The 16,707-nt window shown below is 68.4% G+C and carries 15 protein-coding genes; 9 read left to right on the top strand and 6 right to left on the bottom strand.

Features of this window, described 5'->3' with window-relative positions:
* Positions 1 to 11: 11 nt before the first annotated feature.
* Genes U6958_RS32790 through U6958_RS32780 form a run of 3 tightly spaced genes read right to left on the bottom strand, consistent with a single transcriptional unit; the run spans position 12 to position 2,468 of the window.
* Positions 12 to 1,487, bottom strand: coding sequence for an efflux transporter outer membrane subunit (locus U6958_RS32790; RefSeq protein WP_074923575.1), 1,476 nt, complete (start codon positions 1,485 to 1,487; stop codon positions 12 to 14).
* Positions 1,488 to 1,520: 33 nt separating this feature from the next.
* Entirely contained in the window at positions 1,521 to 2,288 is a 768-nt protein-coding gene (fabI, locus tag U6958_RS32785; protein WP_016449534.1) for an enoyl-ACP reductase FabI, read from the bottom strand.
* A gap of 15 nt (positions 2,289 to 2,303) precedes the next feature.
* Complete coding sequence (locus U6958_RS32780; RefSeq protein ID WP_155294163.1) at positions 2,304 to 2,468, bottom strand: hypothetical protein; 165 nt, start codon at positions 2,466 to 2,468, stop codon at positions 2,304 to 2,306.
* Between the two features lie 380 nt (positions 2,469 to 2,848).
* Here U6958_RS32780 and U6958_RS32775 point away from each other — a divergent pair, with 380 nt between their 5' ends.
* The 8 genes from U6958_RS32775 to trpC all read left to right on the top strand — a co-directional run bounded on the left by U6958_RS32775 (position 2,849) and on the right by trpC (position 12,061).
* A complete protein-coding gene (locus U6958_RS32775; RefSeq protein ID WP_074923576.1) occupies positions 2,849 to 4,345 on the top strand; it encodes a hypothetical protein in 1,497 nt (498 codons plus the stop codon).
* Between the two features lie 167 nt (positions 4,346 to 4,512).
* Positions 4,513 to 5,625 (top strand): hypothetical protein, encoded by a 1,113-nt coding sequence (locus tag U6958_RS32770; protein ID WP_061288985.1) that lies wholly within the window; start codon positions 4,513 to 4,515, stop codon positions 5,623 to 5,625.
* Positions 5,626 to 5,647: 22 nt separating this feature from the next.
* The gene (locus tag U6958_RS32765) at positions 5,648 to 6,892 is read left to right on the top strand and encodes a toxic anion resistance protein (protein WP_074923577.1); all 1,245 of its coding nucleotides are present in this window, start codon (positions 5,648 to 5,650) and stop codon (positions 6,890 to 6,892) included.
* A gap of 2 nt (positions 6,893 to 6,894) precedes the next feature.
* Positions 6,895 to 8,505 (top strand): VWA domain-containing protein, encoded by a 1,611-nt coding sequence (locus U6958_RS32760; RefSeq protein WP_074923578.1) that lies wholly within the window; start codon positions 6,895 to 6,897, stop codon positions 8,503 to 8,505.
* A 28-nt stretch (positions 8,506 to 8,533) separates the two neighbouring features.
* Positions 8,534 to 9,157, top strand: coding sequence for a hypothetical protein (locus U6958_RS32755; protein ID WP_074923579.1), 624 nt, complete (start codon positions 8,534 to 8,536; stop codon positions 9,155 to 9,157).
* Between the two features lie 398 nt (positions 9,158 to 9,555).
* Complete coding sequence (locus U6958_RS32750; protein WP_012202700.1) at positions 9,556 to 10,143, top strand: aminodeoxychorismate/anthranilate synthase component II; 588 nt, start codon at positions 9,556 to 9,558, stop codon at positions 10,141 to 10,143.
* A gap of 29 nt (positions 10,144 to 10,172) precedes the next feature.
* The gene (trpD, locus tag U6958_RS32745) at positions 10,173 to 11,207 is read left to right on the top strand and encodes an anthranilate phosphoribosyltransferase (protein WP_013804671.1); all 1,035 of its coding nucleotides are present in this window, start codon (positions 10,173 to 10,175) and stop codon (positions 11,205 to 11,207) included.
* Positions 11,208 to 11,257: 50 nt separating this feature from the next.
* Positions 11,258 to 12,061, top strand: a complete 804-nt coding sequence (trpC, locus tag U6958_RS32740) for an indole-3-glycerol phosphate synthase TrpC (protein ID WP_016449540.1) — start codon at positions 11,258 to 11,260, stop codon at positions 12,059 to 12,061.
* On the opposite strand, the gene U6958_RS32735 is transcribed toward trpC, so the two are convergent.
* Both U6958_RS32735 and U6958_RS32730 read right to left on the bottom strand, forming a co-directional pair.
* Positions 12,058 to 12,381, bottom strand: coding sequence for a helix-turn-helix transcriptional regulator (locus U6958_RS32735; RefSeq protein ID WP_016449541.1), 324 nt, complete (start codon positions 12,379 to 12,381; stop codon positions 12,058 to 12,060). The two genes, trpC and U6958_RS32735, sit on opposite strands and share 4 nt — an antisense overlap.
* A gap of 5 nt (positions 12,382 to 12,386) precedes the next feature.
* A complete protein-coding gene (locus tag U6958_RS32730; protein ID WP_016453986.1) occupies positions 12,387 to 13,715 on the bottom strand; it encodes a type II toxin-antitoxin system HipA family toxin in 1,329 nt (442 codons plus the stop codon).
* 233 nt (positions 13,716 to 13,948) lie between these two features.
* Here U6958_RS32730 and U6958_RS32725 point away from each other — a divergent pair, with 233 nt between their 5' ends.
* Positions 13,949 to 14,680, top strand: coding sequence for a uracil-DNA glycosylase (locus U6958_RS32725; RefSeq protein WP_016453987.1), 732 nt, complete (start codon positions 13,949 to 13,951; stop codon positions 14,678 to 14,680).
* Here the strand turns inward: U6958_RS32725 and U6958_RS32720 are convergent.
* Positions 14,674 to 16,707 carry an alkyl/aryl-sulfatase gene (locus U6958_RS32720; RefSeq protein WP_074923580.1) on the bottom strand — a complete coding sequence of 678 codons (2,034 nt, stop codon included), beginning with the start codon at positions 16,705 to 16,707 and terminating at the stop codon, positions 14,674 to 14,676. The two genes, U6958_RS32725 and U6958_RS32720, sit on opposite strands and share 7 nt — an antisense overlap.

Here is a 16,707-nt window from a genome sequence, read left to right as displayed (position 1 = left end):
GTCCGGATGCTTCAGGAATTCGGGGGATCGGCAGGCGTGGCCGGCACGGTGGCGGGCAGCGCGGCAGGTTCCGCCCCGCTGCCGCCGCCCAGGGCGGCATACAGGCCCACCTGGCTGGACAGCAGGGCGCGCCGCGCCTGCACCAGTTGCTGGCGTGCGGCCAGCAGGTCGCGCTGGGCGTCCAGCACCTCCAGGTAGGCGGCCGAGCCGTTGTCGTAGCGCAGCTGCGCCAGCCGCGCACGCTCGGCCTGGGCCTGCACGGCGGTGCGCTGCACGGTGATCTGTTCGGACAGCCAGCGGCGCGCGGCCAGGCCATCGGCCACCTCGCGGAAGGCGGTCTGTATGGCTTTCTCGTACTGGGCCACGGCCATGTCGCTGCGGATCTCGCCCAGCTCCAGGTTGGCGCGGCGCCGGCCGCCGTCGAAGATGGGCAGGGACACCGTGGGCACGAAGGCCCAGGCGCGGCTGCCGCCGTCGAACAGGCCGTCGAGTTCGGCGCTGGCCGTGCCCCAGCGGGCGGTGAGCGCAATGCGCGGGAAGAAGGCGGCGCGCGCCGCGCCGATCTGGGCCCGGGCCGCGCGCAGCTGGTGCTCGGCCGCGGCAATGTCGGGCCGCGCCGTGAGCAGTTCCGAGGGCAGGCCCGGCCGCAGCTCGGCCAGCACCAGGGCGTCGTCAAAGGGTGCGGCGGCGGGCAGCGGGCCCGGGTGGGCGCCGACCAGCTGGGCCAGGGCGTGCAACTGCTGCGCGCGTGCCAGCTCCAGCTGGGCCAGCAGGGCCTGGGCCTGGGTCAGCAGGGTCTGTACCTGGGCCAGCTGCAGGCGCGAGCTGGCGCCCACGGCCTCGCGGCGCGTGAAGATGCGAAAGGATTCCTGGCGCGTGGCCAGCGTCTCGCGCGCAATGGCCACGCGCTCGTCCAGCTCGCGCAGGCCCAGGTAGCCGTCGGCCACCTGGGCGATCAGCGCGGTCTGCACGGCGTGGCGGCCCGCATCGCTGGCCAGCCAGGTCTGCAGGGCCGCGTCCTTGAGGCTGCGCACGCGGCCCCACAGGTCCAGCTCCCAGCTGCTGAAGCCGACCTCGGCGCGGTACTCGCCGCTGACCACGGAGCGGCCCGAGAGGTTGAGGTCGCCCGGCACGCGCGCCCGCGCGGCCTGGCCGCCCACGCCAATGGCCGGGAACAGCTCGGAGCGCTGGATCTGGAAGGCCGCGCGCGCCTCTTCGGCGCGCAGCGCGGCCACGCGCAGGTCGCGGTTGTGCTCCAGCGCGGTGGCGATCAGCTGGCGCAGCACGGGGTCGGTGAAGTACTCGCGCCAGGGCAGGCCGGCGGCGGCGACACCCTGGGCGCCCGCCTGCAGATGGGCAGGCCAGGCCTCGGGCGTGGGCAGGGGCGGCGGCTCGTGCGGCGGCGCCAGGGAGGCACATCCCGCCAGGGCTGCGGCCAGTGCGGCTGCCAGCGCGGCGGCGGCGGTTCGGGGGAATGGGAGGGTCATCTGCAGTGCTGCGGGGTGCCGGTGCGGCAGCCGCTAGTTGAGGATGTGGTGGCCGCCATCGACATACAGCGTGCAGCCCGTGATGGCGCGCGCCCCGTCCGAGGCCAGGAAGGCGCACAGCGGCCCCACGTCGTCGGGCTGCAGTTCGCCGGCAATGGGCGAGCGGCGCACGCTGTCGGCCACGAGTTCATCGAACGCGGCAATGCCCGAGGCCGCGCGCGTGGCGATGGGCCCGGGCGAGACGGCATTGACGCGGATGCGCGAGGGGCCGAGCTCGGCCGCCAGGTAGCGCGTGGTGGACTCCAGCGCGGCCTTGACCGGGCCCATGATTCCGTAGTGCGGCATGACCTCGCTGGCGCCCAGGTAGCTCAGCGTCATGAGGCTGCCGCCGCTGGCGGCCATCAGCGGCTCGGCCAGGTGGGCCATGCGGATGAAGGAGTGGCAGGAGATGTCCATGGCCAGCGCAAAGCCCTCGCGGGAGCTGTCCACCACGCGGCCCTGCAGGTCCTTGCGCGGGGCGTAGGCCACGGCGTGCAGCACGAAGTCCAGCCGGCCCCAGCGCACGGCGGCGGCATCGAACAGTGCGCGCATCTGCTCGTCATCGCCCACGTCCAGCGGCATGCGCAGCTCGGCACCGATCTCGTCGAGCAGGGGCTCCACATGCGCCCGGGCCTTGTCGTTCTGCCAGGTCGCGCCGATCTCGGCGCCCGCCGCATGCATGGCCCGGGCACAGGCCCAGGCAATGCTGTCGCGGTTGGCGATGCCGACGATCAGGCCTTTTTTGCCAGCCAATAGCGTCATCTCGAATGCTCCAGATCAGAAGGTCTGCCGGGAAACAGGCCGCCTTGGGGCGGCTTCGTCAGGAATCACGGGGCATGGCGCGGCATTGCCGACATATGCGCCACGGCGAATGTTTGTATTTCCTGTGACTACGAAGCTTTTGATAGCTTGTTTTGATGCATGCAAATCAAAGGTTTGCATGCCAATATCGTCTCCTGGTCTTTTTCATTCTATCTATGTTACACTGCAGCGACCGATTTTGGCGATGCCGTTTCGTTATATCGATGCAGTTCACTCCATAGTCTTGACTCAGGTCAAAGAGGGCTGCCTCACGGGGAGAATGCCGCTTGCCGCCGGTTGCTGTGCCCAGTAGAGCAATGGTGTCTTTTTGCGCCAACAGCCGAGCATTCCCTGTATTGGCCGGATTTCAATGAATACAAGGTATTCACACCATATTGGTGCATGGGAGGTAAAGAAAACCGGAAATCTGCCGATGGTCCGTGGACAGAGAAAATCCCCTGCCTGCAAAGGCCTGGGGCCGCCATTCAGTCAAGACAAGACCGAAGGAAGACGATCAATCCATGACCAGCATTTCATCCACCGGCGCCAGCTTTGCCGCCAGCGCAGCGGGCATGCGGCCCACGGTGTCCGTGAGGTCGTCAGCGACCACGGCAGCCGCTGCACCCGCCGACCCGGGCACGCAGGTCACGCTGGGCCAGTCCACAGGGTCCAGCGTCATCTATGCCAAGCCGCAGCCCGTGGAACTGGGGCAGTTCAGGCTGACCCGGGCCTGGGCCTCGCAAGACAGGGACGACATCAGCACCCTGATGGCGCGCAACCTGGGCCTGGGCCCGTCGGCCAGCCTGGCCGACCGCTGGCGCGGCCTGGGCGGCGCCCTGCTGTCGCGCTTTGCGGCCACGCCGTCGGACTACCAACAGACGGTGGCGGAGTACCAGGCGCCCACGGCGGCCGACTCCGTCGCAGGCAGCGCGGATGCGCAGGCCCTGGACAAGTCCGCACTGAGCGATGTGTCCGTGGGCGCTGCCACCGTGAGCCTGAAGATCCGCACGCAATCGGGCCAGACCGTGGAGCTGCGGATTGCCACGAACGACGGCAGCGAAGCGGGCAGCAGCAGCGGGCTGCGGGTCGAGGTCAAGAGTTCCGGCACCTTGAGCCAGGCCGAGAGCGCGGCCATTGCCCAGCTGGCCGACGGGCTGGACGAAGCGCTGGAAGGCCTGGGAAAGCCGGGCAAGCCCCAGCTGGAACTGGGCAAGCTGATGGACTTCAACCGCAGCGTTCTGTCCGGCCTGGACCTGGACATCAAGAACCCCAAGCCTTCGCAGCCCCTGTCCTCGTTCAGCCTGCATGTGGGCGCCGATGGCCGATCGGTGGCGATGAAGGGCGCGGCGGGCGAGCTGGCCGTCAACCTGGAGTCCGACGCGCCCGCAGGCGCCAGCGCGTCGCAGCGCCAGGCGGCGCTGGACCAGCATCTGAAGCGCTTTGATGCCGCCGCGCAGCGCGGCCGTGCGGATGCGGCGCTGGTGGACATGTTCAAGAGTGCCTTCAGTCAGCTGCACAACGCGCAGGCGCCGGCCGCGCCGGGCGCCATCGTCGCGCTCTCCGGGCTGGAGCGTTCCGTGCAGTCCCTGCAAAGCGGTCTGGCCGATTTCCAGGCCAGCTTCAGCGGTGATTTCGAGAACACCAATGAATTCGGCGCCGTGACCGAAATCGGCCGCGCCGAGTACCAGGTGGGCCAGAAGACCACCCGGCAGTCCCGCGGCAGGGAGGGCGAGTCGATCGCCCAGGTGGTGACCGAGTCCCTGAACGCCGAGTCCAAAAAGGCGCGCAACCGCAGCATGCTGGATTTGCAGTCGGGCAACTATGACCTGACCAAGGTGCAGGACAGCCGCACCATCACCACGCTGATCGAGACAGCCGGCAAGCAGGTCACCGGCGCGCTGCGCAAGACGCAGGAGCGCCAGATGCAGACGTGGGACCAGCTGGTGGAGCACCGCACCCAGCAGCACCGCGAAACGCCCGGTGGGCGCAGCTTCACTGAGCAACTCGCGTTGAGGTAGTCGCGCTGAGATAGTCGCGTTGAGGTAGTCGCGGCGCGGGCCGGGCCGTGTGTCGTCGTTGTGTCACAAAACTTCCGTATAAGAAGTTTTTTTGAACAAGACATGACAACGGCCCGCGCGTTCATGACCGAATTTCATCTTGCCGTCATCCAGGGCGGAGCCTCTCAATGAACGCCCGCCGTGCTTTGGCGGCGGGGCTGGCGGCGCTGCTGCTGGCGGCCGTGGGCGGCGGCGTCTGGTACTCGCGCACGGCCCTGGTGCAGGACCGCCAGGCGCAGCTGACGCAGCAGCAGTCCGTGACGGCACGCGGCCTGATCGGCTCCGAGAAGGAAGCCTTCTTCCAGGACGAGCGCGTGCGCGACGTGCTGGCGCGCCACGGCGTGACGGTGACGGTGCAAAAGGCCGGCTCGCGCAGCATTGCCAACAGCTACGACCCCAAGCAGTACGACTTCGGCTTTCCCTCGGGGGCGCCGGCTGCGGCCCAGCTCAAGGCGGCGGCCAGGGCCGGCACGGTCTACACGCCGTTCTACACGCCCATCGTGTTCGCCAGCTGGCGGCCCATTGCCGAGATCCTGATCGCCAACGGCGTTGCGCAAAAGCAGGGCGACTTCTTTTACGTGACCGATCTTCCCGCCCTGCTGGCCATGGCCGGCAAGGGCACGCGCTGGCGTGACCTGAAGGCCTCCGGCGCCTTTGCCACCGGCAAGGCCGTGCTGCCCGCCAGCACCGATGTGCGCAGCTCCAACAGCGCGGCCATGTACCTGGCGCTGGCCAGCTATGTGCTCAACGGCCAGCAGGTGGTGCAAAGCCCGGCCGACCTGGAGCGCGTGATGCCGCAGGTGGCGCCGCTGTTCCTGCGCCAGGGCTTCCAGGAAAGCTCGTCGGCCGGCCCCTTCGAGGACTACCTGGCCCTGGGCATGGGCAAGGCGCCGCTGCTGGTGGCCTATGAATCGCAGCTGGTGGAGTTCCTGCTGCGCCATCCGCAGCGCAGGAGCGGCGAGATGGTGATGCTCTACCCGCAGCCCACGCTGTATTCCAAGCATGTGCTCGTGCCCTACACGCCGGCAGGCGATCGCGTGGGCCAGTTGCTCGAATCCGACCCGCAGCTGCGCGCATTGGCGCAGGAATACGGCTTTCGCACCGGCGGCGACACGCACGGGCCCGAGCGCTGGGCCGGGCAGGGCGTGCAGGCGCCCGCGCAGCTGGTGGATGTGATCGAACCGCCCAGCCAGGAGTGGCTGGAGCGAATGATCGTGGACATGGAGCAGCGCTTCAAATGACCGAACGTTCCAGGAGCAACCGATGAGCAACACCCCCCAGACCACCACGGCCAGCGCCGCCGTGGCCGTGCCTGCACAGGAGCAGGATTTCGTGCTGGAGCCGCCCGCGCCCGCCCTGCCCGTGCCCATCGAGTCGGCCAGCGGCAAGGTCCGCCTGAAGGCCGAGGAAGTGCAGCAGCTGGACGCGCAGGTGGCGCAGTTCATCGACGACATCACCGCCAACGACAGCCAGTCGCCCGCCTTCAAGGGCGCGGTCGAGCGCATCCACGGCATGGGCAACAAGGAGGTGCAGGCCGCTGCGGCCGTCTCCAGCCGCATGCTGGAGCGCCCCGTCAAGACGCTGAACAACGGCCTGTTCGACCAGGGCAGCCAGATCGGCCAGGGCCTGATCGACCTGCGTCGCCAGGTGGAGGCGCTGGACCCCTCGCGCCAGGATGACCTGTTCAAGCCGCGCAAGCTGCTGGGCCTGATCCCCATGGGCAACAGGCTGGTGGACTACTTCGACAAGTTCCAGTCCAGCCAGAGCCACCTGAACGCCATCATCGACAGCCTCAAGCGCGGCAAGGACGAGCTGCTGCGCGACAACGCCGCCATCGAGCAGGAAAAGGCCAACCTGTGGGGCCTGATGGAGCGGCTGGAGAAATACATCCACATCGGCAAGAAGCTGGACGCGGCGCTGGAGGCCAAGGCGGCGCAGCTGGACGCCAGCGACCCTGAAAAGGCGCGCGTGGTGCGCGAGGACATGCTGTTCTACGCACGCCAGAAGGTCACCGACCTGCTCACCCAGATGGCGGTGAACGTGCAGGGCTACCTGGCGCTGGACCTGGTGCGCAAGAACAACCTCGAACTGGCCAAGGGCGTGGACCGCGCGACCACCACCACGGTCTCTGCCCTGCGCACGGCCGTCATCGTGGCGCAGGCGCTGGCCAACCAGAAGCTGGTGCTGGACCAGATCACGGCGCTGAACACCACCACGGGCAACCTGATCGCCGGCACCAGCGAGCTGCTGCGCGAGCAAAGCGGGAAGATCCACGAGCAGGCGGCCGGCAGCACCATCGACATCGCCAGGCTGCAGCAGGCCTTCGGCAACATCTACCAGACCATGGACGCCATGGCCGACTTCAAGGTCAAGGCCCTGGCCTCCATGCAGACCACGGTGGACACGCTGTCGCAGGAGGTGGACAAGTCCCGCGCCTATCTGGAAAAGAGCCGCCGCGAGGACGTGCGCGAGGCGCTGCAGGCGCCCGCCGGCGAGGTGGTGCTGTGAGCATGTTCCGGCGCCTGGCGGCCTGGTGGCTGCTGGGCCTTGCGCTGGTCCTGGCCGGCTGCGGCAAGTCGCCCGAACCCGCGCCGCAGGCCGCCGCAAAGGCCGATGCGCCCGCCGGTCCCCAGGGTGCGTTCACCGTGCTGGCCGGCTCCGAACTCAAGGACGTGGCGCCCGCGCTGGAGCAGGCCGCCACGGCGGCGGGCGTACCGCTCAAGCTCAGCTATGCAGGCACGCTGGAGATGGTCGAGCGCATCAATGCGGGCGAGCAGTACGACGCCATCCTGCCGCCCAATGGCGCCTATCCCGCGCTGGCGCTGGCGAACAAGCCGCTGGCGCGTGAAAAGCTTTTCTACTCGCGCGTGGCCCTGGGCGTGAAGGTCCCCGTGCTGCACAAGCTGGGCTGGGAAAAGGCCCCGCCCACCTGGGCCGACATCGCACGCGCTGCCGTCCAGGGCCGGCTGCGCTACGGCATGACCAATCCGGCCAGTTCCAACACCGGCATGAGCGCGCTGTTCGCCGTGGCCTCGGCCGTGGCCGGCAAGACTGAGGACCTGGACGCCAGGGAGGTCAACGCCAAGGTGCTCAAGGATTTTCTGTCGGGCCAGAAGCTCACGGCAGGCAGCTCCGGCTGGCTGGCCGAGGCCTTCGAGCGTGAGCCCGGCGCCGTCGATGCGCTGGTCAACTACGAGGCTGTGATCCTGCGCCTGAACGAGAAGCTGCCCGCCGCCGACCGCCTGACCCTGGTCTACCCGCGCGACGGCGTGATCTCGGCCGACTATCCGCTGATGCTGCTCAACGCCGGTCGCCGCGCCGACTATGACAAGCTGGTCGCCCAGTTCAAGGCCCCCGCCTTCCAGGGCCAGCCGCTGCGCCAGGCCCAGCTGCGCCCCGCCAGCCCCGAGGCGCAGGCCAGCCCGGCCCTGCCCACGGCGCCCGTGGTGGAGTTGAGCTTTCCGAACCGGCTGGAGGTGATCGATGCCGTGCTCTCGGCCTACCAGAGCGATCTGCGCCGCCCGGCCACCAGCATCTTCGTGCTGGACGTGAGCGGCTCCATGAAGGGTGCGCGGCTGGCGCAGATGAAGGAGGCGCTGAAGCTGCTGTCCGGCGCCGAGGCCTCGGCCGCCAGCCAGCGCTATGCCGCCTTCCAGGCGCGCGAGCGCGTGCTGCTGATTCCGTTCTCGGGTCTGGTCGGCCAGCCCGCGCGCGTGCAGTTCGCGGCGGGCGACCTGCAGGCCGCAAGCGCCCAGGTGCTGGCCTATGCCGACAGCCTGGTGGCCGACGGCGGCACGGCCATCTACGACGCGCTCACGCTGGCCCAGCAGCAGGCCCGCCAGGAACTGCGGGCCGATCCCGAGCGCTTCGTCAGCATCGTGCTGCTGACCGATGGCGCCAACACGGCCGGCCGCGACTGGGCCGCATTCGAGCGCGAGCAGCGCATGGCGCGCGACGGCGGCGCGCCGCTGGTGCGCGTTTTTCCCATCATCTTTGGCGAGGCGCAGTCCGGCGAAATGCAGGCCCTGGCCGCGCTGACGGGCGGGCGCGCCTTCGATGCGCGCAACACCGGCAAGAGCGGGCTGCCGCTGGTGTTCAAGGAAATCCGGGGCTACCAGTGACGGCGCCGCCAGCGATCGGACCCGCCTGATGCGCCGCCTGCAGCTTTTCTTCTACGGCAACGGCAACCTCGCCGGCCTGGCGCTGGCCCTGCTGGGGCCGGTGCTGCTGTTTGCCGGCGTGATCGGCGCCGGCTGGGGCTGGATCACGCTGGGCCTGTACGTCGCGGGCCTGCTGCTGGGCTGGGCCCTGCAGCCCGCGGGCGCCAGCTTCGAGCGGGCGCTGCAGCAGCACTGGAGCGCCGAGGACATCCGCGAACGCATCGACGAGCTGGTGCAAAAGGCCCGCCCGATGCTCACGCCCGAGATGCAAAAGCACCTGGACAGCGTGCGCGGCTCGGTGCACGAGGTGCTGCCCTCGCTGGCCGAGGCCGGCCCGGTCTTCAACGACGGCCTGTTCACCGTGCGCGAGACGGTGCTGCAGTACCTGCCCGCCACGCTGTCGCACTATGCGGCGCTGCCGCCGCTGTTCCGTGTCACCCAGCCCGTGCAGGACGGCAAGACGGCCAGGCAGCTGCTGACCGAGCAGCTGGCGCTGCTGGCCGGGCAGATGCAGCAGGTGGTGGCCCATGTGGCGGCCAGCGATGCGCAGGCGCTGCTGGCCAACGGGCGCTTTTTGAAGCAGAAGTTCGACCGGCCGGATTTCTTGAAGTGAGGCGCCTGCAGGGTCGTCCCGCCACGCTGCGCGGACCCTGTGTTAGCATGCTTCGCCATGCAGCCTGCTGCATTCCCGTCTTCCAGACACCTGAACTCTCGATCCAAGACAGCCATGAACGGTACGCCCGTTTCGATCATCGTTGCACAGTGGTGGCGCTTCCAATAAGGAAGCGGCACGTCGTCGCGGTTGCGTACCGCACCTTGCCGCCGTGACGGCAGCAAGGCTCACTCAGCAGATGGCTCCCCGGCACGGCGGCTCCCAGAACCCAGGAGATTGCCCAGATGCCCTCAGATTCCCCCTTCCAGACCCAGGCAGCATTGCGCGCATTCCCGCGCCAGCCTTCGCTGCGGCATGCCCGTGCCACCCGTTTTTCCCTTTGAGACCCAGGAGCCGGTATGACCAGACTGCTGATGATCGACAACTACGACAGCTTCACCTACAACATCGTCCAGTACTTCGGCGAGCTGGGTGCCGATGTCACCGTGGTGCGCAATGACGAGGCCACGCTGGACGAGGTGATCGCCCTGGTCGAGCGCGAGAAGATCGACCGCCTGGTGATCTCGCCCGGCCCCTGCTCGCCGGCCGAGGCGGGCATTTCCGTGGCGGCCATCCAGCACTTCGCGGGCCGCCTGCCCATCCTGGGCGTGTGCCTGGGCCACCAGAGCATTGGCGCGGCCTTCGGCGGCGACATCGTGCGCGCGGGCCAGCAGATGCATGGCAAGACCAGCGTCATCACCACCGACCGCAAGGGCGTGTTCGCCGACCTGCCCGAGCAGTTCACAGTCAACCGCTACCACTCGCTGGCCATCGCGCGCTCCAGCCTGCCCGAATGCCTGGAGATCACGGCCACCAGCGAGGACGGCGAGATCCAGGGCGTGCGCCACACCAGCCTGGCCATCGAGGGCGTGCAATTCCACCCCGAGAGCATCCTCACCGAGCATGGCCATGCCATGCTCAAGAATTTCCTGGAACAGAAGGCCTGAGCAGGCCGGCACCCAACCGAGACACCGCAATGACCCAGATCACCCCCCAGGAAGCGCTGCAGCGCACCATCGAGCACCGCGAAATCTTCCACGACGAGATGCTGCACCTGATGCGCCTGATCATGCGCGGCGAGCTGTCGCCCGTGATGACGGCGGCCATCGTCACCGGCCTGCGCGTGAAGAAGGAGACCATCGGCGAGATCACGGCCGCGGCCGAGGTCATGCGCGAGTTCTCCAACAAGGTCCATGTGGAGGACAAGCGCCATCTGGTGGACATCGTGGGCACGGGCGGCGACGGCGCCAACACCTTCAACATCTCCACCTGCTCCATCTTCGTGATCGCGGCGGCGGGCGGCAAGGTCAGCAAGCACGGCGGGCGCAGCGTCAGCAGCAAGAGCGGCAGCGCCGACGCCATGGAGGCGCTGGGCGTCAACATCCAGCTCAGCCCCGAGCAGATCGCGCGCAGCATCGCCGACGTGGGCATCGGCTTCATGTTCGCGCCCAACCACCACCCGGCCATGAAGAACGTGGCGCCCGTGCGCAAGGAGCTGGGCGTGCGCACCATCTTCAACATCCTGGGCCCGCTGACCAATCCGGCCAGCGCGCCCAACATCCTCATGGGCGTGTTCCACGAGGACCTGGTCGGCATCCAGGTGCGCGCGCTGCAGCGCCTGGGCGCCGAGCACGCCATCGTGGTCTATGGCCGCGACGGCCTGGACGAGATCAGCCTGGGCGCGGGCACCCTGGTGGGCGAGCTCAAGGACGGCGTGGTGCGCGAGTACGAGATCCATCCCGAGGACTTCGGCCTGCGCATGGTGGGCACGCGCGCCTTCAAGGTGGACAATCCCGAGGAATCCAAGGCCATGCTGCTGGGCGTGCTCCATGGCGAAAAGAGTGCCGCGCGCGACATCGTCTGCCTGAACGCGGGTGCCGCCCTGTATGCGGCCAACGTGGCCTCCAGCATCGAGGACGGCATGGCCCGCGCCCAGGCGGCGCTGGACAGCGGCGCGGCCCTGGCCAAGCTCAACGAACTCGTGGCCTACACGGCCCGGCTGACGGCCTGAGCCGCGCAGCCCCCATCGACCACCGAATACAAGAAACCAAGGAAAGCAACGTGTCCGACATCCTCAAGCAAATCTGCGACGTGAAAGTGCAGGAAGTGGCCGCCGCCCAGAAGCGCATGCCCTTCGCGGACATGCGCCGCGACGCCGAAAGCCGCGTGCTCACGCGCGACTTCGTGGGCGCGCTGCGCGCCAAGATCGCCGCCGGCCAGGCCGGCGTGATCGCCGAGATCAAGAAGGCCAGCCCCAGCAAGGGCGTGATCCGCGAGGACTTCATCCCCGCCGACATCGCGCAAAGCTATGCCGATGGCGACGGCAAGGGCGTCAGCGCCGCCTGCCTCTCGGTGCTGACCGACAAGCAGTTCTTCCAGGGCAGCGTGGACTATCTCAAGCAGGCGCGCGCCAGCTGCCACCTGCCCGTGCTGCGCAAGGACTTCATGGTCGATCCCTACCAGATCTACGAATCGCGCGCCATGGGCGCCGACTGCGTGCTGCTGATCGCCGCCTGTCTGGACGACGCGCAGATGGCCGAGATGGAACAGATCGCCCACAGCCTGGACATGGCCGTGCTGGTCGAGGTGCACGACGGCGCCGAGCTGGACCGCGCCCTGCGCCTCAAGACCCCGCTGGTGGGCATCAACAACCGCAACCTGCGCAGCTTCGAGGTCAGCATCCAGACCACGCTGGACCTGCAAAAGAACGTGCCCGCCGACCGCCTGCTGGTCACCGAGTCGGGCATCGGCAGCCGCGAGGACGTCAAGGCCATGCGCGATGCCGGTATCCACGGCTTCCTGGTGGGCGAGGCCTTCATGCGCGCCAAGGAGCCGGGGGAGGCGCTGGCCAAGCTGTTTGCCTAAGACGCGTCGTTGTGCGGGCCGGCCGGTGAATCCGGGGTCCGCACGATGCGCACCACCCCGAGCTTGAGCCCCAGCATGGCCAAGATGCGGTTCATGGTCTGCACGCTGCCTTCGCTGCGCTCCTGCTCGATGTCCTGCAGCGTTCTATAGGAAACGCCGCAAAGCTTGGCCATCTCGGCCGTGGTCAGCCGCATGGTCTTCTTCAGATGCCGCACGGCCTGCGGCAAAGACCATTCGGGGTGGGCCAGCACATCGTCAATGGCCTGCCTGCGCAGCTCCAGCTGCTGGGCAATGGGAATGGGGGTGAAACGCTTGTCCATGGTCTTCAGCGCAGCGCAGCGAGCTCCTGCGCACGTGCCAGGAGGGCGGGACGCAGGTGGCCGAGAACCTCGGGCTCCAGCCCTAGCGCCAGACCGTCTGCGGCGATGCGCTCCAGCGAGGGAATCATGGCCTTGAGGCCTTTCACCAGTGGATCGCGCTGCAACGGATCCGACTGCGTGCCCCGGCGTTTTCGAGGGAGCTGCGCGGCCAGCGCACAGACGCTATCCAGCACACGGCCCCAATCGGGCCGGCCGCCCTGTTCATCCCGCCAGCGGATGCGTCGGGCAATGCCGTCCGGGTGGAGATACATGGGCGCAAAGTCGTACAGGGGCGTGAGCGCGATGCGGCCATCGAAACCGCGCTGCACGGCGGTGTTGCGCGCGTGGTTGTCCTTGTTGCCCAGGGCCAGGTTGGCAATGTCGCGTTTGATGTATTCGAGCACTTCCTGCTGCGGGTGGCTGCAGTGCCGCATCAGCTCCAGGCAGACCGTGTCATGGTCGGGCACGGCTTCGAAGCCTGGCATGCCGGTCAGCGTGGCAATGCTTTCCTGCGCCAGTCGCGTGACCGCGCCCCGGTGCACCTGCCGGTCAAACCGTCGTATGAACAGCGCACGCTGGTGCAACTCCAGCGGTGCATGCACCCGCAGTCCCAGATCGGCGGCCAGACGCATATAGGTGGCCTCATGCCTGAGGATGCAGGCCAGCTGCGGGTCGGTGCCGCGTCCGAACTTGACGATGTAGTGCTGCACCGCCTGCTCGTCCGCAAGGGTGTGGTCCAGGTACAGCAGACCATCCTGGGCGCGTGTCAGCAGCACCTTGGGCCACTCGCCTTGTATCCCGGAGGACCCGGCAACAAACAGGCCATGCGAGGCAAGGTACTCGGAGAACTCGTCGCCGCGTTGCGCAACCTCCTCGTCGGTGAACCCGCGCATGCCTCCCCCATGGTTGCCCAGCCATTGCGCCGCTTCCTTGACGCGCAGGTTTCCTATGGGGTTACCTGCCCCGGCCAGCAGCAACTGCCAGTCGGCAACCGCACCTGCCAGGGGAGATTGGCCCAGGCGTTGCAGCAGCTCGCGCCGACCAAAGCCTTGAGGCAGCATGTCGATCAGAAAGACTGGCCAATGCACCTGCTGCAGGGGCTCCAGCCCCACAGGCCAACGGGCACAAAGGGCGCGGGCATCGGTGGCGCCCGCATGCTGGACCGCCCAGTCCACGGTATAGCCCGAGTAGGTGCTGGCCTTCCAGCCTTCTCCTTGCTGCCCGCGCAGGTCCACGCTCGCGACGTCGTGCCAGGCGCTGCAGTGGTGCAGTTGTAGAGTGCAGTTTGCGGTCATTTACACGAAATTCTAGGTAAAGCATTGGGCTGACTCAAGGTTTTTCGTATGTTTTTCCGTGTAACCATTGTCTGTCTTTAGGACGCCGTTGGAGGCGGACGTACCTCCCCGCCGCAGGGAAAGGTATGCTTGCCGTGATCCAACAGGCATGGCGCTTGCGCCCATGCATTTCAGCTGTACTTTTTTGAGGGAGGCTGCTGCCTCGGCATGTGGCGGCGGTGCCCCCATCCGCCATGGCCCTTCAAGACGACGCAATCGCCCCGGCGCAAGCCGACCAACTCCAATCCGCCGATCCCGCCGACTGGCCCGTTGCGCCCGACTGGCAGCCCCTGGTCGAGGACTTCTTCGCGGGTGCCACGGGCCAGCAGCTGCTGACCTTTCTGCACCAGCGCCTGGAAGCCGGCGCCGTGATCTTTCCGCCCCAGCCGCTGCGCGCGCTGGAGCTGACACCGCCCGATGAGGTGCGCGTGGTCATCCTGGGGCAGGACCCCTACCACGGCCGGGGGCAGGCCGAAGGCCTGTCGTTCTCGGTGGCGCCGGGCGTGCGCATGCCGCCCTCGCTGCAGAACATCTTCAAGGAGATGCAGCGTGACCTGGGCGTGCCCTTCCCGCCGTTCCCCAACCCGGGCGGCAGCCTGGTCAAGTGGGCCAGGAACGGCGTGCTGCTGCTCAACACCTGTCTCACGGTGGAGGAAGGCCAGGCGGCCAGTCACTCGGGCAAGGGATGGGAGCTGCTGACCGATGCGGTGATCCGGCACATCGCCCAGGGCACGCGCCCCGTGGTCTTCATGCTCTGGGGCAGCCATGCGCAGTCCAAGCGCGCCTTCATTCCGGGCGACCGGGGCCATCTGGTGCTGACCAGCAACCATCCCTCGCCTCTGTCGGCGCTGCGCCCGCCCGTGCCCTTCATCGGCAACGGGCACTTCGGCAAGGCGCGCGACTTCCGCGCCCAGCACGGTTACTGAGCGGCCCGCTCGGGGCGTGGCTCCACGATGGGGAACACGCTGTCGAAGCGGTCCAGCATGGACATGAGCGCCGCTACCTTGGAGGCGTCGCCCTCGATGCGCAGCTGGCCGCTCTTGATGGCCTCGGCCATCGTGGTCTCCTGGCCTGCAATGGCGTCCAGCGTGGCGCGCGTCAGGCGCAGGCTCGCGTGGGCGGCGGGCGCAAGGCCCGGGCTCTGGGTGAGTGCGCTGTTCTCCAGGTTCAGGCTGCGCTGCTCGCCGGTGTCGGTGAAGGTCCAGTTGAGCACGATGCGCTGGCCTGCGGCCTTGCCCGCGTCCAGCCGCACGCCCAGGTAGTCGAAGAACATCTCCAGCGGCAGGCTGCGCACCAGGTCGCGCGCGGCGCTGCCGGGCCTGGGCAGTTGGGGCACGCCCTGGCGCAGCTCCGCCGCGCCCTGCAGGAAGGCGTTGCGGGCCGTGGCCGATTCCATCTGGTAGCCCAGCTGTTCATAGGCATTGGCGGCCAGGCGGCGCGCGGCCTGGTTGGCCGGGTCGGCAAAGACCAGCTGCGAGGCGATCTGCGCCACCCAGCGGTATTCGCCGCGCTCGTAGTCGGCCTGCGCACGGCGCAGCACGGCGTCGGCGCCACCCATGTACTCCACGGTCTTGCGCGCCGCGGGCACGGGCGGCAGCGCCTCCAGTTGGGCCGGGTTGCCTTCGTAGTAGCCCAGGTAGTGCTGGTAGATGGCGCGTATGTTGTGGCGCAGGTGGCCGTAGAAGGCATGTGTGGCGCCGTCGCGGGCCAGGGATTCGGGCATCTTCAGCATCTCGGCGATCTCCGAGCCCACGTAGCCGTGGTTCATGAGGCGCACGGTCTGGTCGTGCAGGTATTTGTAGGTGTCGCGCTGGCCGGCCAGCATGCGCTGCAGCCGGGGCTGGCCCCAGACCGGCCAGTGGTGCTGGGCGATCAGGATCTGTGCCTGGCCGCCATAGGCGTGCAGGGCGTCGTTCAGGTGGCGGGACCAGCCCAGCGCGTCACGCACCTGGGCGCCGCGCAGCGGCAGCAGGTTGTGCTGGGTATGCACGGCGATCTCGGCCATGTTCAGCACCTTGAGCTGGGGGTAGTACATGATCATCTCGGCCGGCGCCTCGGCCCCGGGCGTGAGCGCGAACTCGATGTCCACGCCGTCGATGCGCAGGGTCTCGCGCGGCTCGTCGATCACGCGCGTGGGCGCGATCAGTCCCATGGTGCCGGGCGCACCCGCCTTGCCCAGCCCTGCGTCCACCTGTCCCCTGGCATCGCGCGGCAGCAGCATGCCGAACTGGTAGAGCGCGCGCCGGCCCATGGCGTGGCCGGCGATCACGTTCTCGCCCACGGCCTCGGCCATGAAGCCCGCCGGGGCGATGACCTGCACGCGGCCCGCATCCACCTCTTCCTGGCGCACCACGCCGCGCACGCCGCCGAAATGGTCCACATGGCTGTGCGAGTAGATGACGGCCACCACGGGCTTGCGCGGTCGGTGCTGGTAGTACAGGTCCATGGCGGCCTGGGCGGTCTCGGTGTACATCAGCGGATCGACCACGATCAGGCCGGTCTCGCCCTCGATGATGCTCATGTTCGACAGGTCCAGGCCGCGCACCTGGTAGAGCCTGTCGGTCACCTGGAACAGGCCGCTGACGCGGTTGCGCTGTGCCTGGCGCCACAGCGCGGGGTGCACGGTGTCGGGCGCCTGGTCCTGCTGCAGGAATGCATAGGCCTGCATGCCCCAGATGGGCCGGCCCTGGGCATTGCGCACCACCAGCGCATCCGCCGAGGCGATCAGGCCGCGTTGCGCGTCCTCCATGGCCTGGGCGTCGTCCTGAGGCTGCTGCGCCAGCGCAGCCTGCTGGGCCGCGCGCGTGGCCGCGCTGGCTGCCTGTGGCCGGGCCATGTCGGAGACCGGCAGGCTGCTGCCTGCGCAGGCGCTCAGCAGGGCGGCGGCGGCCAGGCAGGCCAGCAGGCGGCAAGGGCGCGCCAGCGCGCGGGGCAGGGGGTGTGAGGCTTGCAT

The sequence above is a fragment of the Delftia lacustris genome, from assembly GCF_040267515.1.
In the GTDB taxonomy this organism is placed as follows: Bacteria; Pseudomonadota; Gammaproteobacteria; order Burkholderiales; family Burkholderiaceae_C; genus Comamonas; species Comamonas tsuruhatensis.
Note: the sequence above shows the minus strand (reverse complement) of the source record. Positions and strands in the feature narration are given on the sequence as shown.